The sequence below is a fragment of the Scandinavium manionii genome (assembly GCF_024764775.1).
Lineage (GTDB): Bacteria > Pseudomonadota > Gammaproteobacteria > Enterobacterales > Enterobacteriaceae > Scandinavium > Scandinavium manionii.
In genome coordinates this window covers 126,653-148,922 of record NZ_JALIGC010000036.1, presented here as the reverse complement: position 1 = coordinate 148,922, position 22,270 = coordinate 126,653, and the positions used below count along the sequence as shown (strand labels likewise).

At 53.5% G+C, this 22,270-nt stretch carries 23 protein-coding genes; 11 read left to right on the top strand and 12 right to left on the bottom strand.

The features are described from left to right. Positions 1-19 precede the first annotated feature (19 nt). The 6 genes from MUU51_RS08565 to qseB all read right to left on the bottom strand — a co-directional run bounded on the left by MUU51_RS08565 (position 20) and on the right by qseB (position 5,809). On the bottom strand, positions 20-1,948 hold the full coding sequence (locus MUU51_RS08565) for a putative bifunctional diguanylate cyclase/phosphodiesterase (RefSeq protein WP_258967596.1): 1,929 nt from the start codon (positions 1,946-1,948) through the stop codon (positions 20-22). A gap of 17 nt (positions 1,949-1,965) precedes the next feature. After that, the gene (locus tag MUU51_RS08560) at positions 1,966-2,460 is read right to left on the bottom strand and encodes a putative pterin-binding protein (RefSeq protein WP_258967595.1); all 495 of its coding nucleotides are present in this window, start codon (positions 2,458-2,460) and stop codon (positions 1,966-1,968) included. 305 nt (positions 2,461-2,765) lie between these two features. Next, positions 2,766-3,080 (bottom strand): putative quinol monooxygenase, encoded by a 315-nt coding sequence (locus MUU51_RS08555; protein ID WP_159759928.1) that lies wholly within the window; start codon positions 3,078-3,080, stop codon positions 2,766-2,768. Between the two features lie 33 nt (positions 3,081-3,113). Next, the gene (locus tag MUU51_RS08550; RefSeq protein ID WP_159771766.1) at positions 3,114-3,695 is read right to left on the bottom strand and encodes an NAD(P)H-dependent oxidoreductase; all 582 of its coding nucleotides are present in this window, start codon (positions 3,693-3,695) and stop codon (positions 3,114-3,116) included. A gap of 104 nt (positions 3,696-3,799) precedes the next feature. Next, on the bottom strand, positions 3,800-5,149 hold the full coding sequence (gene qseC / locus MUU51_RS08545) for a quorum sensing histidine kinase QseC (protein WP_258967594.1): 1,350 nt from the start codon (positions 5,147-5,149) through the stop codon (positions 3,800-3,802). Next, a complete protein-coding gene (gene qseB / locus MUU51_RS08540) occupies positions 5,150-5,809 on the bottom strand; it encodes a quorum sensing response regulator transcription factor QseB (RefSeq protein WP_159771760.1) in 660 nt (219 codons plus the stop codon). It abuts the gene before it with no gap. A 151-nt stretch (positions 5,810-5,960) separates the two neighbouring features. On the opposite strand from qseB, the gene MUU51_RS08535 reads away from it, so the two are divergent. From MUU51_RS08535 to MUU51_RS08515, 5 genes are all read left to right on the top strand, one after another. Further along, positions 5,961-6,371, top strand: a complete 411-nt coding sequence (locus tag MUU51_RS08535) for a YgiW/YdeI family stress tolerance OB fold protein (RefSeq protein WP_159771757.1) — start codon at positions 5,961-5,963, stop codon at positions 6,369-6,371. Positions 6,372-6,500: 129 nt separating this feature from the next. Beyond that, on the top strand, positions 6,501-8,765 hold the full coding sequence (parC, locus tag MUU51_RS08530) for a DNA topoisomerase IV subunit A (protein ID WP_159771755.1): 2,265 nt from the start codon (positions 6,501-6,503) through the stop codon (positions 8,763-8,765). Between the two features lie 155 nt (positions 8,766-8,920). Continuing rightward, complete coding sequence (locus tag MUU51_RS08525) at positions 8,921-9,661, top strand: 1-acylglycerol-3-phosphate O-acyltransferase (RefSeq protein WP_258967593.1); 741 nt, start codon at positions 8,921-8,923, stop codon at positions 9,659-9,661. Between the two features lie 108 nt (positions 9,662-9,769). After that, positions 9,770-11,182, top strand: coding sequence for a cell division protein FtsP (ftsP, locus tag MUU51_RS08520; RefSeq protein WP_110510410.1), 1,413 nt, complete (start codon positions 9,770-9,772; stop codon positions 11,180-11,182). A gap of 98 nt (positions 11,183-11,280) precedes the next feature. Next, positions 11,281-13,458: a YgiQ family radical SAM protein gene (locus MUU51_RS08515; protein WP_258967592.1), complete on the top strand. Its 2,178-nt coding sequence runs from the start codon at positions 11,281-11,283 to the stop codon at positions 13,456-13,458. Positions 13,459-13,564: 106 nt separating this feature from the next. Here MUU51_RS08515 and dkgA read toward each other — a convergent pair whose 3' ends face one another. Both dkgA and yqhD read right to left on the bottom strand, forming a co-directional pair. Continuing rightward, positions 13,565-14,392 (bottom strand): 2,5-didehydrogluconate reductase DkgA, encoded by an 828-nt coding sequence (dkgA, locus tag MUU51_RS08510; protein WP_159771749.1) that lies wholly within the window; start codon positions 14,390-14,392, stop codon positions 13,565-13,567. 234 nt (positions 14,393-14,626) lie between these two features. After that, on the bottom strand, positions 14,627-15,790 hold the full coding sequence (gene yqhD / locus MUU51_RS08505; RefSeq protein WP_258967591.1) for an alcohol dehydrogenase: 1,164 nt from the start codon (positions 15,788-15,790) through the stop codon (positions 14,627-14,629). Between the two features lie 194 nt (positions 15,791-15,984). Between yqhD and MUU51_RS08500 the strand changes: the two genes are divergently transcribed. Then, positions 15,985-16,884: an AraC family transcriptional regulator gene (locus MUU51_RS08500; protein WP_159771743.1), complete on the top strand. Its 900-nt coding sequence runs from the start codon at positions 15,985-15,987 to the stop codon at positions 16,882-16,884. Between the two features lie 51 nt (positions 16,885-16,935). On the opposite strand, the gene yghB is transcribed toward MUU51_RS08500, so the two are convergent. Both yghB and metC read right to left on the bottom strand, forming a co-directional pair. After that, positions 16,936-17,595 (bottom strand): DedA family general envelope maintenance protein YghB, encoded by a 660-nt coding sequence (gene yghB / locus MUU51_RS08495; RefSeq protein WP_258967590.1) that lies wholly within the window; start codon positions 17,593-17,595, stop codon positions 16,936-16,938. A 133-nt stretch (positions 17,596-17,728) separates the two neighbouring features. Further along, complete coding sequence (gene metC, locus MUU51_RS08490; RefSeq protein WP_159771737.1) at positions 17,729-18,916, bottom strand: cystathionine beta-lyase; 1,188 nt, start codon at positions 18,914-18,916, stop codon at positions 17,729-17,731. Positions 18,917-19,167: 251 nt separating this feature from the next. On the opposite strand from metC, the gene exbB reads away from it, so the two are divergent. Genes exbB through MUU51_RS08470 form a run of 4 tightly spaced genes read left to right on the top strand, consistent with a single transcriptional unit; the run spans position 19,168 to position 20,773 of the window. After that, the gene (exbB, locus tag MUU51_RS08485; protein WP_159771734.1) at positions 19,168-19,899 is read left to right on the top strand and encodes a tol-pal system-associated acyl-CoA thioesterase; all 732 of its coding nucleotides are present in this window, start codon (positions 19,168-19,170) and stop codon (positions 19,897-19,899) included. Between the two features lie 6 nt (positions 19,900-19,905). Then, a complete protein-coding gene (exbD, locus tag MUU51_RS08480) occupies positions 19,906-20,334 on the top strand; it encodes a TonB system transport protein ExbD (protein ID WP_110512539.1) in 429 nt (142 codons plus the stop codon). Between the two features lie 12 nt (positions 20,335-20,346). Then, on the top strand, positions 20,347-20,532 hold the full coding sequence (locus MUU51_RS08475) for a hypothetical protein (protein WP_159771731.1): 186 nt from the start codon (positions 20,347-20,349) through the stop codon (positions 20,530-20,532). A gap of 28 nt (positions 20,533-20,560) precedes the next feature. After that, on the top strand, positions 20,561-20,773 hold the full coding sequence (locus MUU51_RS08470) for a hypothetical protein (protein WP_159771728.1): 213 nt from the start codon (positions 20,561-20,563) through the stop codon (positions 20,771-20,773). Here MUU51_RS08470 and MUU51_RS08465 read toward each other — a convergent pair whose 3' ends face one another. Together MUU51_RS08465 and MUU51_RS08460 are read right to left on the bottom strand one after the other, a co-directional pair. Continuing rightward, positions 20,774-21,205, bottom strand: coding sequence for a cytoplasmic protein (locus tag MUU51_RS08465; RefSeq protein ID WP_159771725.1), 432 nt, complete (start codon positions 21,203-21,205; stop codon positions 20,774-20,776). Between the two features lie 2 nt (positions 21,206-21,207). Further along, complete coding sequence (locus tag MUU51_RS08460; protein ID WP_258967589.1) at positions 21,208-21,612, bottom strand: hypothetical protein; 405 nt, start codon at positions 21,610-21,612, stop codon at positions 21,208-21,210. A 103-nt stretch (positions 21,613-21,715) separates the two neighbouring features. On the opposite strand from MUU51_RS08460, the gene MUU51_RS08455 reads away from it, so the two are divergent. After that, entirely contained in the window at positions 21,716-22,219 is a 504-nt protein-coding gene (locus MUU51_RS08455; protein WP_159771720.1) for an ESA_00282 family adhesion-associated protein, read from the top strand. Positions 22,220-22,270 lie beyond the last annotated feature (51 nt).

Genomic DNA, 22,270 nt, shown 5'->3' with positions numbered 1-22,270 from the left:
ACGTCTTATAGACATCCTTTTAACCGTATCTGATTTTTCGATCTATATAAGGCTGTGGTTTACCAAACAGATAGCCTTGTGTGAAATCACAGCCCAGCAACTGAAGGCTTTCTAATTGCTCCTGTGTTTCAACACCCTCCGCAACGGCCTTCATATTGAGGGATTTGGCCATGCCGGTGATGAGCCTGATGATATTAAGGGCGTCTTCCTGTGTCGATATCGACTGCACAAAGGACTTGTCTATTTTTATTTTATCGAAGGCAAGCCTGCTGAGGCGCGAAAGAGAAGAATAACCGGTACCAAAATCATCGATGGATATTTTCACCCCCAGAGCTCGCATCCTCTTAAGCGTATTCATCGGCGTTGTGCTCTCAGTAAACAATGAGGATTCAGTCACTTCCAGTTCAAGACGCTCAGCGGGAAGTCCCGTTTCGTTCAGAATGGACTGTACTATTCCGGCAAAGGCTTTGCTGCTTAACTGGACAGGAGAGACATTGACTGAAATCTTAGCCGGAATCACCCAGGCAGCGGCTTCCCGGCAGGCCATTTCAAGCACCGATTTTCCCATCTCGTTAATCATTCCTGTTTTTTCAGCCACAGGAATAAAGCTGTCCGGCGACAGTAGGCCCTTCAGAGGATGTATCCAACGAATAAGGGCTTCATAGCTGTAAATTTCCTGACTGAAAGAATCGACAATAGGTTGATAGTAAACAACGAATTCTTTGTTCACTAACGCCAGTGCCATATCATGCTCAAGGGTTCTGCTCTCTTGCAACTTTTCTAACATCCATTGCCGGAAGACTTTTATCTTACCAGCACCCTCTTTTTTGGCTTCATAAAGGGCCAGATCGGCAAATTTATAGAGATAGTCGGAGCGGCGTTCAGTGTCTGAGATAACAATGCCGACACTGGTGGTGATATTGATAATCGTATTATAAATAGTATAAGGTTGGTTGATCGCATCGCATATATTTTGGGCTCGTGAAACGGCACTACTTTCCGTCAGGCCACTCGAGAGAAACGCAAACTCATCCCCGCCTAAGCGATAAAGCGTATCGGAAGTCAGGCCCATCGAAATAAGACGGTGTGATATCTGGCGTAATAACATATCACCGACATCATGGCCATACGTATCATTGACCTCTTTGAATCGATCTAAATCAAACAACATCACATTCACAGAATCATTGCTTTTTACAGCGTTCTCGATGGTTTCATTTAAATTTCCCCAGAAAAACTGACGGTTATTCATCTCTGTCAGAGAGTCATGGTAGACGTCATACTCTAACTTGGCATTCTGGATTTGCAGTTTTTCTTTAGATTCCTGCAGCGCTTCAGCAAGACTCTTTACCTGAAGATGAGCCTTCAGAATATTTCTGTTTTGATAAAATATCAGTACGCCAAGTATCGCACTCATTATTATCAGCAATACAGACGTCGCTGAGTAAATAGAGTACAGGGTTTTAATTTTGAGGTTGGCGCCATTTATCGAGTTAATATCCTTGTCTAAAGCGCCGGACGACAGTCGACCCAGTTGTGCATCAAGCGTCTGCATTTTTTTCAGGTAGGCCTGGAGGTCTGAGTGGTTCATTTTCTCAAGATGAATATCCAGATACTCAAGCGTTTTTTCAAGCTGTAGAGCAAGAGCATGATGATCTTTATTACTTTCTATGTAATTCCGCAGATCACCTTCTTTCATTAAATCACTCTGGCTGAGCATAATGTCAAGACGCATACGCACATCGTCCAGCGTCATCGTCTTATCGATAGTGTAAAGACCAAGCAACGATTCGAACCGGTAATATTCTGATACCATTTGTGCAGCAGACCACGAAGCGGCGTAGTGCGTCAGTTTCTGTAACTCTTGTTGCCTTTCATGCACAAGGAAAGAGATATACGCGGTAGATATAAAAAGGAAAAAAATGATGCCAGCCAGAATTCTGTTCATGTTGGTCTTTTGACCCCTTACTCAATATTCATTCTGCTGACCTGCCAGGCTGATCTGGAATAATAAATCTGATTATTCAGCTCAGGCATACTGTCATAGGGGTAAACAACAAACAACGGGCCTTTATCACGGATACGCATATATTCTCCGTTGATTTTTAACGCAAGGATAACGTTGTATTTCTTAAAATCACTGAGGGGGATTTCCGTGGTGTAGTCATTGAGCGCAGTGATCCTAACAACAGACCCTTTCGCCCCAACATAATCCATGAGCTTTTGCAGTGGAATACCCGTAAAGGTTGTGCGGCCATCATACCAGGGGGAAGTGGTCTGAAAGCTGATCATACCCAGTTTTTCAAGGCTGGCGATATCAAAAACGGCTTTTCCACCTTCATTCGTATTTTCGATATTACCAGACAGCGTTAAAAGGACTTTACCGGCAGGTCTGGAAAGTTCACCCGCCCAGAGCTGTGTCGAGAGCGCAAAGCTTAACAGCATGACAATTAACCGCATTCTGACCTCGTATATCAACCGGATGTTAAAGAATTATAATTTAGTTACTGTGCTATTAATATATGCTCCAGGGCTATTATTGATGCAATCATGTCACCAATATTTTAATTTATTAAAATCAACCAGTTAAAAACACTTACTTTTTACATTGATAAAGCAAGGTCGATGCCGTTATTTGATATACACAAAACAGCGTTGCACCTGTGCAAAAAAAAGCCACCGGTTTACTCAGCGCAAATACACAAACAAAAAGGCCGGACAACGCTAAGGCGTTATCCGGCTTTTAGATTTTATTCGGGGGGAAATTACAGTGCGGGTTCCAGAATGCGGATGTGGCTTTCCAGCACGTCGCCTTTGACGGCTTCGCTCCACGCTTTCATGTGCGGAGTTTGCAGATGCGCTTCGAGATGCGCCACGGTTTCCCACAGCTCAACCATGGTGATGGAATCCGGTGCTGTCGCCTGGAAGCTCACGCCTGCGGCATTGTCTACCATTGGCGCGTAGCCGTGGCAGCCTTCTTCCTTCAGCACGGTTGGGATAATTTTCGCGAACTGATCCAGTACGGCCTGACGGTGATGCTGGCCAGGACGGGTACGGATCTCAGCAATAACAGTTAACATGATAGTCGTACTCCTTTTTATGCAGACCGTCAGTTAAGCAAAAATCTCGGCAAGATGCTTGCGATATTCTGCGACATAGCGTGGCACGTCAGGCATTTTGATCACGTCATTGGCGATAAAGGTCGGCAGCGCGTCCATCCCCAGGAACTGGTTGGCTTTGTGGAACGGCAAGTAAGCACCGTCAACGCCGACGCCATGGAAGAACTGATCTTTCTCGGTGAACGCTTCCATCGGTGCGTTCCAGGTCAGGGACAGCATGTAGGTTTTGCCCTGGATCAGGCCGCCAGAGCCGTATTTTTTGCTGGCGTCAGAACGGGTACGACCGTCGCTGGCGTACAGTGAGCCGTGGCCTTCGGTGAATACGTCGTCGATATATTTTTTCACAGTCCACGGTGCACCCATCCACCAGCCTGGCATCTGCCAGATAATGGTGTCGGCCCACAGGAAGTTTTGCACTTCCGCTTTCACGTCGTAATCGCTGTCGGCGCGAACAACACGGACTTCATGCCCGGCGTCGCGCAGGAAACCATCCGCGACCTCGGTCATGGTGTCGTTCAGCTGGCCGTTGGAATGACCGAATTTTTTACCGCCGTTGATAATCAGGATCTTGCTCATCGTAATGCCTTAGAAAGGAAGTTTGCCAGTAGTGTAACGCCAGCAACGAGACGATGAAATTAGCAAAATGTGCAAAGTCTTTTGCGATTATAGCAATAATGGTATTACCCGTTTACGCGGGCGACGAACCCACCGTCCGGCGCATTACTGAAAACAACGGTCATCTGATGCAGGGCGGCGATGCGCTGCACGATGGATAACCCGAGGCCGCTGCCGGGTTCATCCTGCCCAGGCGGGCGATAGAAACGCTCGCCAATCCGGGCGAGGGCGTCGGCGCTGATCCCCGGCCCGTTATCACGCACGGTAAAGTCATGGGCGTTGAGCGTCACATCTACCGTGCTGCCGCGCGGGCTGTAACGCACAGCGTTATCCAGCAGGTTACGCACCAGCAGGCTTAACAATAACGCCTGGCCTTTGCGCGTCACGTCAGGCGCATTCACATGCAGCCGCAGCTCAATGCCCGCCTGTTGCGCCGGGTGGTAAATATCCATCACCGCCGATTGCAGCAGGTCGGCCAGCGAAATCTGCTCGACATCATCCAGCCCGGCGAGGGAGTCCAGGCGCGACAGCGTGAGCAATTGTTCCACCAGGCGCGTGGCCCGGTCGATGCCAAAATGCAGTTGTGACAGCGCTTTCTCCCGGCTCTGCGGATCGTCCATCGACATCTGCGCCACTTCCGTTTGCACCTTCAGGGCGGTGAGAGGGCTGCGCAGTTCGTGGGCGGCATCGGAGGTAAAACGCCGCTCGCGGATAATCATTTCATGCGAGCGGTTAAACAACTGGTTCAGTGCATCGACCAGCGGACGGACTTCGCCCGGCACGCCGGTGGTATCGAGCTGTTCATCGGAGCCCGGCGTGCGGCTGCGCAGAGTGCGGGTCAGCTTTTTCAACGGCGCGAGTTCGCGGCTGAGCAGCAGAATCAGCAACAGTACCATCAGCGGCAGCGCCACCAGCCACGGCGCAAGCTGGGAGGTGATGATTTCCAGCGCCATTTCCTGACGGTAATCCCACTCCTGGCCGACCACGATCCGGTATTTTTCATCGGCGGTGGTTATCCACAATAAACGCCATTCGTCGTCGTCATTATTAATGCGGCCATCGTCGAACCCTTCCCGGCGATAGTGGTAGGGAATGTCCTGCCCGTTATCGCCGTCGTTCAGTACCATCCGTCCGTCGATGGTATAAATGGCGAACGCCAGCGCGTCGTCGTCGAGATGCCCGTGTTTAATTTTCTTTTTGGTACGCAGTTGGGGCGATGTGACGTGCAGCTCGTTGAAATCCATCGCGCTCAAGCGCTTGGCGAACAGCATTTGCTGGGTATCAAACAGCTTGTCGAGCTTATCGGTCGTTTGCTGCCAGGCGATAAAGCTGGCGCAGCTCCAGGCCACCAGCGTCAGCACGATAAACAGCAGCGTCAGGCGCAGACGCAGGCTCATGTGGCGCAGAAATCTCATTTATTGTTCGCCCAGGGTGTAGCCGATACCGTGTACGGTGCGGATAAACGGGGTGCCGAGCTTGCGGCGCAAATGGTGGACGTGAACTTCCACGGCGTTGCTGGAGACGTCATCGTCCCAGTTATACAGTTTCTCTTCGATAAGTTTCCGCGGCAGAACGCGCCCGGCGTTGCGCATCAGCAGTTCCAGCAGCGCGAACTCTTTCGGTTTGAGCGTCAGCGGTTCGTCGTTCAGGAAGGCGGTCAGGCTGTCGGGGTTGAGCGTCACCGCACCGTGGCACAGCGCGTTGCTGGCCTGGCCGTGTACGCGGCGAATCAGCGCCTCCAGCCGGGCGGCGACTTCAATCAGGGCGAACGGTTTGCACAGGTAATCGTCGGCGCCTGCGCGCAGGCCTTCGACACGCTGGGCGAGCGCATCGCGGGCGGTGAGGATCAGCACCGGTTCTTTGCGTCCCTCAGCGCGCCATCCGCGCAGGATGTCCAGGCCATCGATGCCCGGCAGCGTCAAATCGAGGATCACCGCATCATACGGCGCTGTAAACAGCGCCGTTTTGCCGTCTTCGCCACGCGTAAACCAGTCGAGCGTAAAGCCCATTTTGACCAGCCCGGCCTTCAGACCGTCGCCAATCAGCTTATCGTCTTCTACCAGTAAAATTCGCATCCGTTCGCCCCGTTTTAACCGACATTAAACGCCAGTAAACCCGCGCGAGGCGGTGCTGTACAGCAAAAAATAATCTTTTTGCGCTTTAAGAAGTCGTTAAGTTTTGTGCTGTTTAATGGGTCTCAGAGTCCACTCAAAAGGAGAGATTGTGATGAAAAAGACATTAGCGATAGCGGCCATTGTGGCCTTGATGTCAGCCCCGGTGTTTGCGGCGAATACTCAGGGAGGTTTTTCCGGTCCAGGTGCGGCGCCGACAACGGCCCAGACCACCCAGAACGGCGGATTTATCGGGCCAAACGGTAGCGTCACCACCGTCGAAAAAGCCAAATCCATGCGCGACGATGCGTGGGTGACACTGCGCGGGAATATCGTAGAGCGCATTTCCGACGACCTTTACACCTTCAAAGATGCCACCGGCACCATGAACGTGGATATCGACCACAAACGCTGGAACGGCGTGACCGTCACCCCGCAGGACGTGGTGGAAATTCAGGGTGAAGTCGATAAAGACTGGAACTCTGTCGAAATCGACGTGAAGCAGGTCAACAAAGTCAGCAAGTAACCCCCGTGCCGCCGCATCCGTGGCGGCAAAACTGCTTATCCCCTGTGACTCAGCGCGCCAGATAAGGTACTATCTGCGGCAATATTGCCCCCTTTATGGCCGGGCGAAATCGTTGAGGAATCACAGTTAATGAGCGATATGGCAGAGCGCCTTGCGCTACATGAGTTTACGGAAAAAGCGTACCTTGACTACTCCATGTACGTCATCATGGACCGCGCGTTGCCGTTTATCGGCGACGGCCTGAAACCGGTTCAGCGCCGCATTGTTTACGCAATGTCAGAGCTGGGGCTGAGCGCCAGCGCCAAATTCAAGAAATCCGCCCGTACGGTCGGTGACGTGCTGGGTAAATACCACCCGCACGGTGACAGCGCCTGCTATGAAGCGATGGTGCTGATGGCACAGCCGTTCTCCTATCGTTACCCGCTGGTCGACGGCCAGGGGAACTGGGGTGCACCGGACGATCCGAAGTCCTTCGCCGCCATGCGTTATACCGAATCCCGTCTGTCGAAGTATGCCGAAGTGCTGCTGGGCGAGCTGGGGCAGGGCACCGTTGACTGGCTGCCAAACTTCGATGGCACGCTGCAAGAGCCGCGCATGTTACCTGCGCGTCTGCCGAACATTCTGCTGAACGGCACCACCGGGATTGCGGTGGGGATGGCGACGGATATTCCGCCGCATAACGTTCGTGAAGTGGCGAAAGCGGCGATTACGCTGATTGAACAGCCGAAAACCACCCTCGACCAACTGCTCGATATCGTGCAGGGTCCGGATTATCCGACTGAAGCAGAGATCATCACGCCTCGCGCCGATATCCGTAAAATTTACCAGACTGGCCGCGGCTCCGTGCGTATGCGTGCGGTGTGGAAGAAAGAAGACGGTGCGGTGGTTATTACCGCGCTGCCGCATCAGGTGTCCGGCGCGCGCGTGCTGGAGCAAATCGCCAGCCAGATGCGCAATAAAAAGCTGCCGATGGTCGACGACCTGCGCGACGAATCCGATCACGAAAACCCAACCCGTCTGGTTATCGTGCCGCGCTCCAACCGTGTGGATATGGAGCAGGTGATGAACCACCTGTTTGCCACCACCGATCTGGAAAAAAGCTACCGCATTAACATGAATATGATCGGTCTGGATAATCGTCCGCAGGTGAAAAACCTGCTGGAGATCCTCACCGAATGGCTGGCCTTCCGCCGCGATACCGTCAGCCGTCGCCTGAATTACCGTCTGGAGAAAGTGCTCAAGCGCCTGCATATCCTCGAAGGTTTGCTGGTGGCATTCCTCAATATCGACGAAGTGATCGAAATCATTCGTCATGAAGATGAGCCGAAACCGGCGCTGATGTCGCGTTTTGGCATCAGCGAAACGCAGGCTGAAGCGATCCTCGAACTGAAATTGCGCCACCTCGCTAAGCTGGAAGAGGTGAAAATTCGCGGTGAGCAAAACGACCTCGAAAAAGAGCGCGATCACATTCAGTCGATCCTTGCGTCCGAGCGCAAGATGAGCAACCTGCTGAAGAAAGAGCTGCAGGCTGATGCCGAAGCGTTTGGCGACGATCGCCGTTCTCCGCTGCGCGAGCGCGAAGAGGCGAAGGCCATGAACGAACACGACATGCTGCCGTCTGAGCCGGTCACGATTGTGCTGTCGCAGAGCGGCTGGGTGCGTAGCGCCAAAGGCCACGACATCGATGCGAAGGGACTGAGCTACAAAGCGGGCGACAGCTGGAAAGCGTCGGCGAAGGGCAAGAGCAACCAACCGGTGGTGTTTATTGATACTACCGGACGCAGCTACGCCGTCGACCCTATTTCGATGCCGTCTGCGCGCGGGCAGGGCGAGCCGCTGACCGGCAAGCTGACGCTGCCGCCGGGTGCGACCGTCAATCATATGCTGATGGAAAACGACGATCAAAAACTGCTGATGGCATCCGACGCCGGTTACGGTTTCGTCTGTACCTTCAACGATTTAGTGGCGCGTAACCGCGCAGGTAAAGCGCTCATCACGCTGCCAGAAAATGCGCAGGTAATGCCGCCACTGGTGATTGAGGATGAGTCCGACATGCTGCTGGCGATTACCCAGGCGGGACGCATGTTGATGTTCCCTCTAAGCGATTTGCCGCAGTTGTCAAAAGGAAAGGGCAATAAGATCATCGGCATTCCGTCCGCAGATGCGGCGAAGGGCGCTGATGGCCTGGCGCATCTCTACATCCTGCCACCGCAGAGCACGCTGACCATTCACGTTGGTAAGCGGAAAATCAAACTGCGTCCGGAAGAACTGCAGAAAGTCACTGGCGAACGCGGTCGTCGTGGCACGCTAATGCGCGGCCTGCAAAAAATCGATCGAATCGACATTGATTCTCCACTGCGTGCCAGCCCGAGCGCGGGCGACAGCGAAGAGTAATCCCGTTGCCCCTTCTCTCCGGAAGGGGCTGTAAAATTTGCGGCAAACCGTTGTTAATTCGTGCGTTGCGATTAACAATACCCTAATAAAGGTTCTGCAAGTCACATCCCCTGGCCGGTATATAATTCTAAGCGGTCAGGATTTCAGAGGTAGCTATGCTATTGATTTTTCGCGCAATCATCGTTGTCATTTATTGCATTCTGGTATGCATTCTTGGCTGTGTTTATTGTCTGTTTAGCCCACGTAATCCGAAGCACGTTGCGACGTTTGGCCATTTGTTTGGCCGCCTGGCCCCGGTTTTTGGCCTGAAAGTCGAAAAACGTCTGCCGGAAGGGTATGAAAACTTTGGTAATGCCATTTATATCGGCAACCATCAAAATAACTACGACATGGTGACGGCGGCGAATATCGTCGTCCCGCCGACGGTTACCGTCGGAAAGAAAAGCCTGTTATGGGTTCCGTTTTTCGGCCTGCTGTACTGGCTGACCGGCAACCTGTTGATCGACCGTAACAACCGCTCGAAAGCACACGGCACTATCGCCGAAGTGGTTAATGCGTTCCAGAACCGTAAGATTTCGTTCTGGATGTTCCCGGAAGGCACCCGCAGCCGTGGCCGTGGCCTGCTGCCGTTTAAGACCGGTGCGTTCCATGCTGCAATTGCAGCTGGCGTCCCAATTATTCCGGTGTGTGTTTCTAATACGTCGAATAAAATTAACCTGAACCGTATCAATAACGGTCTGGTTATCGTCGAAATGCTGCAACCGATTGATACCAGCGGCTACGGCAAAGATCAGGTGCGTGAACTTGCGACGCATTGCCGTGAAGTCATGAAGGCGAAAATCGCCGAGCTTGATCTGGAAGTTGCTGAACGCGAAGCGGCGAAAAAGAAAAAATAAGCGTCACCGTGAGCCGCCATGCCGTTTACGACATGGCGCAGCCGCAAGTGACCACTGTTTGGGAACGGTTTCCCTCTGTTTTATAGTCAGTTTCATGGAGTTATTAATATGTCACTCAGTCGGCGTCAATTTATTCAGGCATCAGGAGTAGCGCTTTGTGCTGGCGCAGTGCCGCTGAGGGCAAATGCGGCAGGCCAGCAGCCAGCGTTGCCAGTTCCCCCACTGCTTGAATCCCGTCGTGGACAGCCTCTGTTTTTAACCCTGCAACGTGCGCACTGGTCATTTACCCAGGGCACGCGTGCCCCGGTCTGGGGCATCAATGGGCGCTATCTCGGACCGACTATCCGCGTGTGGAATGGCGATGACGTCAAGCTGATTTACAGCAACCGTCTGACGGAAAACGTGGCGATGACCATCCGTGGTCTGCAGGTGCCAGGCCCGCTGATTGGCGGCGCAGCGCGTATGATGTCACCGAATGCTGATTGGGCGCCGGTGCTGCCTATTCGACAGAACGCTGCAACCCTGTGGTACCAGGCCAACACCCCGAACCATACGGCAGAGCAGGTTTACAACGGCCTGGCGGGCATGTGGTTGGTTGAAGATGAGGTGAGTAAATCCTTACCTATTCCGAACCACTACGGCGTGGACGATTTCCCGGTCATTATTCAGGACAAGCGTCTCGATAATTTCGGCGCGGCGGAGTACAGCGAACCGGGCAGCGGCGGCTTTGTGGGCGATACGCTGATGGTCAACGGCGCGCAAAGCCCGTACGTCGAAGTGTCTCGCGGTTGGGTGCGATTGCGTTTGCTAAACGCGTCAAACTCTCGCCGTTACCTGCTGCAAATGAGCGACGGTCGCGCGCTGCACGTGATTTCCGGCGATCAGGGCTTCCTGCCTGCGCCCGTTTCGGTGAAGCAGCTGTCGCTGGCACCGGGTGAGCGCCGTGAAATTCTGGTCGACATGACCAACGGCGACGAAGTGTCGATCACCTGCGGTGAAGCGGCGGGCATTGTGGACCGCATTCGCGGCTTCTTCGAGCCGTCGAGCATTCTGATTTCGACCCTGGTGCTGACGCTGCGCCCAACCGGTCTGTTGCCGCTGGTTACCGACAGCCTGCCGATGCGCCTGCTGCCGGAAGAAATTATGACCGGCACGCCTATCCGCAGCCGCGATTTTACGCTTGGCGACGATCCGGGCATCAATGGTCAGCTGTGGGACCCGCAGCGCATAGATGTCACGGCACAGCAGGGATCGTGGGAGCGCTGGACGCTTCGCGCCGATAGCCCGCAGTCATTCCATATTGAAGGGGTGATGTTCCAGATCCGCAACGTGAACGGCGCGATGCCATTCCCGGAAGATCGCGGCTGGAAAGATACGGTGTGGGTAGACGGTCAGGTTGAGCTGTTGGTGTATTACGGCCAGCCGTCGTGGCCACACTTCCCGTTCCAGTTTGCCAGCCAGACCCTGGAGCTCGCCGACCGCGGATCGATTGGCCAGATGCTGGTGAATCCTGCGCCGTAATCCACACGATGAAGGGGGACATATGCCCCTTCATTTTTTACATCAATTCAGCGTATAATCCCCGCCTTTTGCACCCTTTTTAACCACCCGGAAGCACTATGAGCGCAATTTCCCTGATCCAACCGGATCGCTCCCTCTTCTCCTGGCCGCAGTATTGGGCGGCCTGTTTTGGCCCCGCGCCATTTTTACCGATGTCTCGGGAAGAGATGGATCAACTTGGCTGGGATAGCTGCGACATCATCATGGTGACGGGAGACGCGTACGTCGATCACCCGAGCTTCGGGATGGCCATCTGCGGACGCATGCTGGAAGCTCAGGGCTTCCGCGTGGGGATCATCTCCCAGCCAGACTGGAACAGCAAAGACGACTTCATGCGTCTGGGCAAACCGAATCTGTTCTTTGGCGTCACCGCGGGCAACATGGACTCCATGATTAACCGCTATACCGCCGACCGTAAACTGCGTCACGACGATGCGTATACGCCAGATAACGTCTCGGGCAAACGCCCGGATCGCGCCACCCTGGTTTACACCCAACGCTGCAAAGAAGCCTGGAAAGACGTGCCGGTTATCCTTGGGGGGATCGAAGCGAGCCTGCGTCGCTCCGCGCATTACGATTACTGGTCTGATACCGTGCGTCGTTCAGTGCTGGTGGATTCCAAAGCTGACATGCTGATTTTCGGCAACGGTGAACGACCACTGGTGGAAGTTGCACATCGCCTCTCAATGGGCGAGCAGGTGTCCGATATTCGTGACGTGCGTAACACTGCGATCATGGTGAAAGAAGCTCTGCCAGGCTGGAGCGGCGTGGATTCCACCCGCCTCGACACGCCGGGCAAAATCGATCCGATCCCGCATCCTTACGGTGAAGATTTACCGTGTGCCGACAACAAACCTGTTGCACCGAAAAAGGCAGAAGCCAAAGCCATTACCGTCCAGCCGCCGAAGCCAAAGCCATGGGAAAAAACCTACGTGCTGCTGCCTTCTTACGAGAAAGTAAAAGGCGACAAAGTGCTGTATGCGCACGCCTCACGTATTCTGCATCATGAAACCAACCCGGGCTGTGCCCGCGCGCTGATGCAAAAACATGGCGATCGCTACATCTGGCTGAACCCGCCGGCTATCCCGCTTTCCACCGAAGAGATGGACAGTGTGTTTGCACTGCCGTACCAGCGTATCCCGCATCCGGCGTACGGTGACAGCCGCATCCCGGCTTATGAGATGATTCGCTTCTCGATCAACATCATGCGCGGCTGCTTTGGTGGCTGTTCCTTCTGTTCGATAACCGAGCACGAAGGGCGCATTATTCAGAGCCGTTCCGAAGATTCGATCATCAACGAAATCGAAGCCATTCGCGACACCGTGCCTGGTTTTACCGGCATTATTTCCGATCTTGGTGGCCCGACCGCCAACATGTACATGCTGCGCTGCAAATCACCGCGCGCCGAGCAGACCTGTCGCCGCCTTTCCTGTGTTTATCCGGATATCTGTAAGCACATGGACACCAACCACGAGCCGACGATCAATTTGTATCGCCGTGCCCGCGAACTGGACGGCGTCAAAAAGATCCTCATCGCTTCCGGCGTGCGCTATGACATCGCGGTAGAAGATCCGCGCTATATCAAAGAGCTGGCAACCCATCACGTCGGCGGTTATCTGAAGATTGCGCCAGAGCATACGGAAGAAGGCCCGCTGTCGAAGATGATGAAACCGGGAATGGGAAGTTATGACCGCTTTAAAGAGCTGTTTGACACCTATTCGAAACAGGCCGGGAAAGAGCAATATCTGATCCCTTACTTCATTTCTGCGCACCCGGGCACTACTGACGAAGATATGGTTAACCTGGCGCTGTGGCTGAAGAAGAACCGCTTCCGCCTCGATCAGGTGCAGAACTTCTATCCATCGCCGCTCGCCAACTCGACCACCATGTATTACACCGGTAAAAACCCGCTGGGTAAGATTGGTTATAAGAGCGAAGATATCGCGGTGCCGAAGGGCGACAAGCAGCGTCGTCTGCACAAAGCGCTGCTGCGCTATCACGATCCGGCGAACTGGCCGATGATTCGTCAGGCGCTGGAAGTGATGGGTAAAAAGCATTTAATCGGCGGACGCCGGGAATGTCTGGTGCCATCACCGACACTCGAAGAAATGCGGGAAGCGCGTCGACAGAATCGTCACACGCGTCCGGCGTTGACCAAGCACACGGCGATTGCCCAGCAGCGTAATCCTGGCGCACGTAAGCCAAAACCCGCCACCAAACGTGCGGTGAAACCATAAAAAGAAGCCCGATGGCGCTTGCGCTTATCGGGCCTACAACAGGCTGAAATGTAGGCCCGGCAAGCGCAGCGCCGCCGGGCACTTCAGGGCTTTTTACTGACCGCGATTAACCGCCGAACTGATCCGGGTCCGGCCCGAGCCGTTTCCCCTGGTCCAGCTTCGCAATCTCACCCAGTTCGTCTTTATCCAGACGGAAATCCCATACGTCGAAGTTTTCCGCAATACGTGCAGGCGTAACGGATTTCGGGATAACCACCAGTCCGCTATCCAGATGCCAGCGAAGCACAATTTGCGCCGGTGTCTTGCCGTATTTCTCAGCCAGATGGCGAATAATGGTTTGATCGAAAACCCCTTCGCCGCCCTGCGCCAGTGGGCTCCACGACTCGGTCTGGATCTTGTGCGTCGCGTTCCAGGAATGCAACTGACGCTGCTGCATCAGAGGATGAAGTTCAATCTGGTTAATGACTGGCGAGACGCCGGTTTCATCTATCAGACGTTGCAGGTGGCTCACCTGGAAATTACACACGCCGATGCTTTTCACCAGGCCCTGTTTTTGCAGTTCAATCATCCCACGCCAGGCTTCAACGTAATGATCGATAGCCGGAACCGGCCAGTGCATTAGATACAGATCGACATAATCGAGCTGCAGTTTATCGAGGCTTTCCTGGAGTGCTTCTGCCGGGCGTTTCTGATCGTCATTCCACAGCTTGGTGGTAATGAACAGCTCATCGCGCGCGACACCTGCGCTGGCTAATGCTTTGCCTACGCCATCCTCATTTTTATACGCGGCGGCGGTATCGATAGAACGATATCCGACCTCCAGTGCTTTATGAATGGCGGTAACCACTTCCTCGTTGCCTGCTTTCCACACGCCGAGACCCAGTTGCGGCATGATGTTGCCGTCATTGAGCTTGATTAGTGTTGGATGTGTCATGCATTCCTCCCTTACGCCCATCATGCTTCACATTGCAGGGGCGTTGGCTGCACTCGCTCACCCCAGTCACTTACTCAAGTAAGCTCCAGGGGATTCACTCCCTTGCCGTCTTCCTGCAATGCGAATTATTTAGGGCTAGATGAAATTCACCAGAGCGCGGTGGGCGCTCCGGTGAAGTAGTAGCATTAAGTCTGGACGAAATACGAGAAAACGAAAGGTTGAGCGAAAAAACCCTTAGCGTGCCGCTTCGTAAATACGACGGCTCACGTCGAGAGTGATATCCTGATTTTCACCGATTTGCGTCATGCCGTGCTCTTCCAGTTTTTTCAGCAGCGCAGGGATAGAGCTGCCGTCCAGACCGTAGCCGGACAGGCGCGTCGGCACACCCATCACTTCGAAGAACTCGCGAGTCGCGGCAATGGCGGCATCAATGCGGGCATCTTCAGAACCTTCGGTAATGTTCCATACGCGTTCTGCGTATTGCAGCAGTTTGGCGCGTTTGGTGTCGCGTTTTTCATTCCACAAAGCAGGCAGAACAACCGCCAGCGTCTGGGCGTGGTCCAGGCCGTGCATTGCGGTCAGTTCATGGCCGAGCATATGCGTCGCCCAATCCTGCGGCACGCCAGCGCCAATCAGACCGTTCAGCGCCTGAGTCGCCGCCCACATCACGTTGGCACGCACGTCGTAGTTTTCTGGTTCTTTCAGCGCTTTTGGACCTTCTTCAACCAGCGTCAGCAGAATACCTTCGGCGAAACGGTCCTGAATTTTGGCGTTAACCGGGTAGGTCACGTACTGCTCAACGGTGTGAATGAAGGCATCGACCACGCCGTTTGCGACCTGACGCGGTGGCAGGGTGTAGGTGTAAACCGGATCAAGAATGGCGAAGACCGGCTGCACGTGCGGGTTCATGAATGCCTGTTTGTCGCCGGTGGTTTTGCGAGAAATCACCGCGCCCATGTTGGATTCAGAACCGGTCGCAGGCAGCGTCAGCACGGAGCCCATCGGGATAGCGCTTTCAATTTTGCTGCCGCCGGTTTGCAGGATTTCCCACGGGTCAACGCCGTCAGCATACTGCGCGGCGGCCGCAATGAATTTGGTGCCGTCGAGAACGGAACCGCCGCCCACGGCCAGCAGGAAGGTGATTTTTTCTTCACGGGCAATTTTCACCGCGTTCATCAGTGTTTCATAAGACGGGTTTGGCTCGATGCCGCCGAACTCCAGCACGTTGAGGCCGTCCAGCGCCGTCATGACCTGGTCCAGCACGCCGGTTTTTTTGACACTGCCGCCGCCGTACGTGACGAGGACGCGCGCATCTGCCGGGATTTGCGCCCGCAGTTCTGTGATAGCACCTTTACCAAATAAAATGCGAGTAGGCGTGTGCAGATTGAAATTAAACATAGGTTTTCCCTTCATAACGGGTGAAAAAGACGGTAGCGACAGGGCTACCTGATGGAGTGTATTGTGGTCCTGTGGGCTGTTTGTCTCAATGCACATTCCTGCCTATGTATTGCCCATTTCTCCTGTGGGCTGGAGAATATGAATATTATTATCCACAATACATCCATCGAAATACGTCCCGGATATCGCAAAAAATGAACCGTGAAGAGACCTGTCTGCTGCTGACGGAGAAAATTAAGCAGCTGAAAAATAATGAAGAAAAACTCATTCAACTGTTGCCGGATATTCGCCTGTTGTACGGCACGCAGCCGGGGACCCGCACGCCGGTAATGTACCAGCCGGGCATCGTATTCCTCTTTTCCGGCCATAAGATAGGCCACATTAACGAGCGCGTTTTCCGCTATGACGCCACGGAATACCTGCTGTTGACGGTGCCGTTGCCGTTTGAATGCGAAACCTTCGCCACGCCGGAAGTGCCGCTGGCGGGCCTGCGTCTGAATGTCGATATTCTGCAATTGCAAGAGCTGCTGATGGACATCGGTGAGGACGAACTGTTTCAGCCTTCGATGGCCGCCAGCGGGATTAACTCCGCCACGCTATCCGATGAAATCCTCTGTGCCGCTGAGCGTCTGCTCGACGTGATGGAGCACCCGATGGATGCGCGTATTCTCGGCAAGCAAATCATCCGTGAAATGCTGTATCACGTGCTGATGGGGCCACGCGGCGGTGCGCTGCTGGCGCTGGTCAGCCGCCAGACGCATTTCAGCCTGATTAGCCGGGTGCTGAAACGGATTGAGAGCCAGTACACCGAAAATCTTAGCGTTGACCAGTTGGCAGCGGAAGCCAACATGAGCGTTTCGGCGTTTCATCACAACTTTAAGTCAGTAACCAGCACCTCGCCGCTGCAATATCTGAAATCCTATCGGCTGCACAAAGCGCGAATGATGATGGTGCATGAGGGCCTGAAGGCCAGCACGGCGGCAATAAAGGTGGGATACGAAAGTCCTTCGCAGTTCAGTCGTGAGTTTAAGCGTTACTTCGGGATCACGCCGGGCGAAGATGCAGCGCGTATTCGGGGGATGCAGGGGATGTAGTTTGTCTTCTCCCTGACCCTCGTCCCTTTGGATAGAGGGTCAGGGGAGAAATCAGGCGCTACAATACTTCTTCTTAATCACCACAATCACCGTGCCCAGTAAACCCACAATCAGCAGGAAAATAGGCAGGATCATCAGGAATGTCATCACCTGATCTTCGTGGCGTTTAACGAATGGGATCATGCTCAGCGCATAGCCGAAGCCCGTCACCACACCGACCCACAGCACGGCGCTCAGCCAGTTGAAAATCTGGAAGCGGCGGTTAGACAAACCGGAAATGCCTGCCATCGTTGGCAGCAGGGTTCGAACGAATGCCAGGAAACGCCCGGCAAGCAGCGCCAGCAGCCCGTGGCGGTCAAACATGCAGGTTGCGCGGTCGTGATATTTGTCCGGCAGCTGCGCCAGCCAGCCTTTCACCACTTTAGTGTTGCCTAACCAACGGCCCTGAATGTAGCTCAGCCAGCAGCCGAGACTGGCGGCGGCGGTCAGAATAGCGAGGGTCGGCACAAAATCCATCACGCCTTTGGCGATCAGCGCACCGGCGAGCAGCAACAGGCTATCTCCCGGCAAGAAAGACGCGGGCAGCAGGCCGTTTTCTAAAAACAGCGTGGCGAACATCACCAGATAAACAATACCCACAACGTGGGGATCCGCCAGCGCGGCAAAATCATGCTGCCAGAGTGCGGCGGCAATCTCCTGGATAACAACCATGGACTTTCCTGTGGACTGACATTTTCTGAGTGTATTGTACTCCTGAATTGCCCGGGATGCCTTGATTCCAGGCGCAACAATTCCGGCAGTTTTTGCAGGGACTGTCTGAAATTGTGTCCATCAGGTTGCTACTTTACGCGATGCGCTCGAAACCGGCCGATAAATCCACAAGAAGATCGTCAACATTCTCTAAACCAATGTGCAAACGAATCAGCGTGCCGCTGAAGTCTGGCTTGCCGTTGGGGCGAATGTCCGCCAGCTGCTCTGGCTGCGTCGGCAGAATAAGTGACTCGAAGCCGCCCCAGGAATAGGCCATGCTGAACAGCGTAAAGTTATCGAAATACGCCGCCAGCTCGCTATCGTTCAGGCGCTTTTTGAGCACGAAGGAGAACAGGCCGCTGCTGCCCGTAAAGTCTCGTTTCCAGAACTCATGACCTTTACTGCCCGGTAGCGCCGGGTGATTGACGCGTTCAACCTGCGGATGCTCAGCCAGCCATTCGGCAATTTTCAGGCTGCTTTCGTGATGCTGACGCAGACGCACACCGAGCGTACGCAAGCCACGGCTGGTCATATACGCGGTATCGGCATCCACCATTTGCCCCATCAGATAGGCGTTTTCGCGTAGCTGATCCCAGCAGCGAGCATTGGAAACGGCGGTGCCAATCATGCCATCGGAATGGCCCATCAGGTATTTGGTGGCGGCCTGAATCGAAATATCGATATCAAATTCGAGTGCTTTAAACAGTACGCCCGCGGCCCAGGTGTTATCGATCATGATGATGGCGTCAGGCGCTTTGCTGCGTACGGCGCTGACAATGGCCGGAACGTCATGCACTTCCATGGTGATGGAGCCCGGGGATTCCAGGAACACCACTTTGGTGTTGGGCTGAATCAGGTCGGCAATACCGGCGCCAATAAGCGGGTCGAACCAGCCGGTGGTGACGCCGAGTTTGGCGAGGATTTTGGTGCAGAAATCCTGGCTCGGTTCGTAGGCGCTGTTGGTCATCAGCACGTGATCGCCCTGTTCGACAAACGCCAGAATCGTGTTGGCCACTGCAGCCGCGCCGCACGGGAACAGAGCACAGCCAGCGCCGCCTTCCAGTTCGCACATCGCTTCCTGCAAAGAGAAGTGGGTCAGGGTGCCACGACGACCATAAAACAGCTCGCCTTTGGCGCGGTTGCGGGTGGCCTGTTTCTTGGCTTCAACGGTCTCGAAAACGAGGGATGACGCGCGCTGAATTACGCTGTTCACCGAACCCTGGGTGTATTTTTTACTGCGGCCAGCATTCACCAGCACGGTATCAAGTTGTTCTTTGGACATGTTTTTGTTACCTGTTTTTATACGTCTGGACGTCTAAACTAACATGATTGTTTCGGGTTGTACCTTGTGCGAACAGATTAAGCAGAAAATTTTGCCAGAATATGGCAAAGCACCTTTTTTACTGCGTGAGCGCAATGAAAGTTAGTGATGATTGCGTCAATATGTAAATAGTAATGAGAACGACTATCAATTCGACGACGTTTTGATATTATTACGCTCAGATTTTGTGATTTAGATCCTGGAGATACAGAGTGGGTAATAATTTGATGCAGGCGGATCTCTCCGTTTGGGGTATGTATCATCATGCCGACATCGTAGTTAAGGTGGTCATGATCGGCCTGATTCTGGCATCGGTTGTCACCTGGGCAATTTTCTTCAGCAAAAGTACCGAACTGCTGTCGCAAAAACGCCGCCTCAAGCGTGAGCAGCAGCAGCTGGGCGAAGCCCGCTCTTTGAATCAGGCCAGCGAAATTGCCACCGCATTCCCGGCGAAAAGCCTCAGCCTTCAGTTGCTGAACGAAGCGCAGAACGAACTGGAACTTTCTGAAGGTGCCGAAGACAACGAAGGTATTAAAGAACGTACCGGTTTCCGTCTGGAGCGCCGCGTCGCTGCCGCCGGTCGTCATATGGGTCGTGGTAACGGTTATCTGGCAACAATCGGTGCGATTTCACCGTTTATCGGTCTGTTCGGCACCGTATGGGGCATCATGAACAGCTTCATCGGTATCGCCCAGACCCAGACCACTAACCTGGCCGTTGTCGCGCCGGGTATCGCAGAAGCGCTGTTGGCGACCGCCATTGGCCTGTTCGCCGCCATCCCTGCCGTGGTTATCTACAACATTTTCGCCCGCATGATTGGCAGCCACAAAGCGCTGCTCGGTGATGTGGCGGCGCAGGTTCTGCTGCTGCAAAGCCGTGACCTTGACCTGAACAACAGCGGCGCTCAGCCGGTGCGTACCGCCCAGAAATTACGGGTAGGGTGATAACCAATGGCAATGCGTCTAAACGAAAATCTGGACGATAACGGCGAAATGCATGAAATCAACGTGACGCCGTTTATCGATGTCATGTTGGTACTGCTGATCATCTTCATGGTGGCGGCTCCGCTGGCGACCGTTGATGTGAAAGTGAACCTGCCGGCGTCCTCCAGCCAGCCGCAGCCGCGTCCGGAAAAGCCGGTGTATCTGTCGGTGAAAGCGGATAACACTATGTTCCTCGGCAACGATCCGGTAACCGACGACACCATGGTGAATGCGATTAACACGCTGACCGAAGGCAAGAAAGACACCACCATCTTCTTCCGTGCGGATAAAACCGTAAACTACGAGACGATGATGAAGGTGATGGATACTCTGCATCAGGCGGGATATCTGAAAATTGGCCTGGTCGGTGAAGAACACGCCGCCGCGAAAAAATAAGCGGCATCATTAATGAAAGAACCGGCCTCTCGCCGGTTTTTTTATACCTTAAGTAAAATTGTTAACTCGCTGATGTATCGTGTTTTTTCTCATCTGAAAGCCGCCCGCATTTTTGTTGGTCGTCACTGGCAGGCGCGACAAACCTCTCTACGCTTATTCAGGAACATCATAAAAAAGCACCGTGAAAACGGGGCATAACATCCCCTGTATAGCATGGGAGTCCAGTATGACCCTGGCGACTTTACTCAGCACAGCTTCCTCTTCTCGCCACCTCATTTTTCTCACCGCCATTCGTCAGCTAATTGCCGCCTCGGTGGAAAGCACGCAACGGGGATCGCGTCAGGTGGAGCAGGCCGGAATGACCATGCAGGTGGCGCAGCAGCAACAGCGACAAACCGGCGAGCTGAAGACGGCGATTTCCATCTTCAGGCTGGTGTAATCAGGCTTTTTTAGCGACTGGCGACGGGAGGTTTTCTTCCGGTGCCACAATATTAACGCTGGCGGTGCGGCAATTACCGTCAGCGAGTTTGCGCGTCAGGCGCAAGGTGGCGGTTTCGCGGGCCAAAATATGCTGATAGCTCGCTTCAACATGCGCGAGGATCTTCTCTTTTAGCTGCGGATTTCGGGTCATTATCTCGGCCAGCGCCGCGCCGTAGATCTCTTCTTTCACCTGGAAGGCGTAAATCTCCCGGCGGTACTGCCACTTCATACGGACCAGCGCTGCGGGAATCGACACCAGCGCTTTGGCTGTCTCTTCAATCACAGCATTCTTTTCATTTTTTAGCGCCTGAAGATTATGCTTCAGAATGACGGCGTCGCTGTTTCTGTCGTCCAAAGTCAAATAGACATTATTATCTTCACTCTCTTTCATTTTTATTCGCCCTGAAAATCATAAAAAAGAGGGGAGGCTTTTTCGCATGTAATCAAATTAAGCCAAATTTCGTTTCCGGCTTTATTAATTTTGTCGGTGTATTCGGCGATAATTTGACTTAATTCCTGGCTGTCTAATTCGCCTTGCCATTGCAGGTCGTTGAGTACGCGTACAAATGCTTCTATTTTAACCGCCCGAAACAGCCGGTCTTTAATATGGCGGTCACGCTCCTCCAGCAGTATATTGCGCGATTGGCCGTGACGAACCGGCGCGGCGAATATATCTTCGGCGATATTATCGAGGGACATCTTTCCCTGAGTTAAATCAGCGTTATTTTCTGCTGTATCGGTATTTTGCTCTGCGCCGGAAATGTGAAAGCGGGCCGGAATCAGCGACTCGGGTATCATGCCTGATGTCCTTTTGGTTTCAACAGGATAAGGGCGATAAAGGTGTGAGGTTCGTTGACAATATCATGGGGTAAATTTAAAATCAAAAAAAATGGAGCCAACCATGAACAGTATTATCTATTTTGTGATAGCCCTGCTATTGCTGACGGTTGTTATTCTTTGCGTTATCTCTGGTCTGTTTAAAAACGACGTGGTGGAAGAAAAAACGCTGCCTGTTCAGGTGAAATTGCTGAGTAAAGAAGAGGGTGAAGACCATTTTTCGATGCTCATGAACGCGATAACACCGATATGGTACTGGCGGGTAAATCATGAATATATTGATTTTCTTCACGCCACAATAAAGCGGATGAGTATCACCGAATTAAATGCTACGGCGGGCTTATTTGAGGCCCAGCGACGCTGCAGTGATCTCAATTCGGCAGTGTATAAATATTACGACAATATAAAAAAACGCTGTCTTAACGGGGAAAAAGTCCCGCGGGGTGACCTCGACGTGTTGAACCTGCAGCAGTGTTTTAGGGAATTTAGTTTACATGCTTACCCGGACCTGGTGGCGCTGGTGTGGCCGGAGTATCAGCGGCCACAGGTTGATCCGCTGGCAGTGTAGGGCGAGTCTTATCGCCCTCTCTCCCTTTAGGGAGAGGGGGCAAAGACCGCA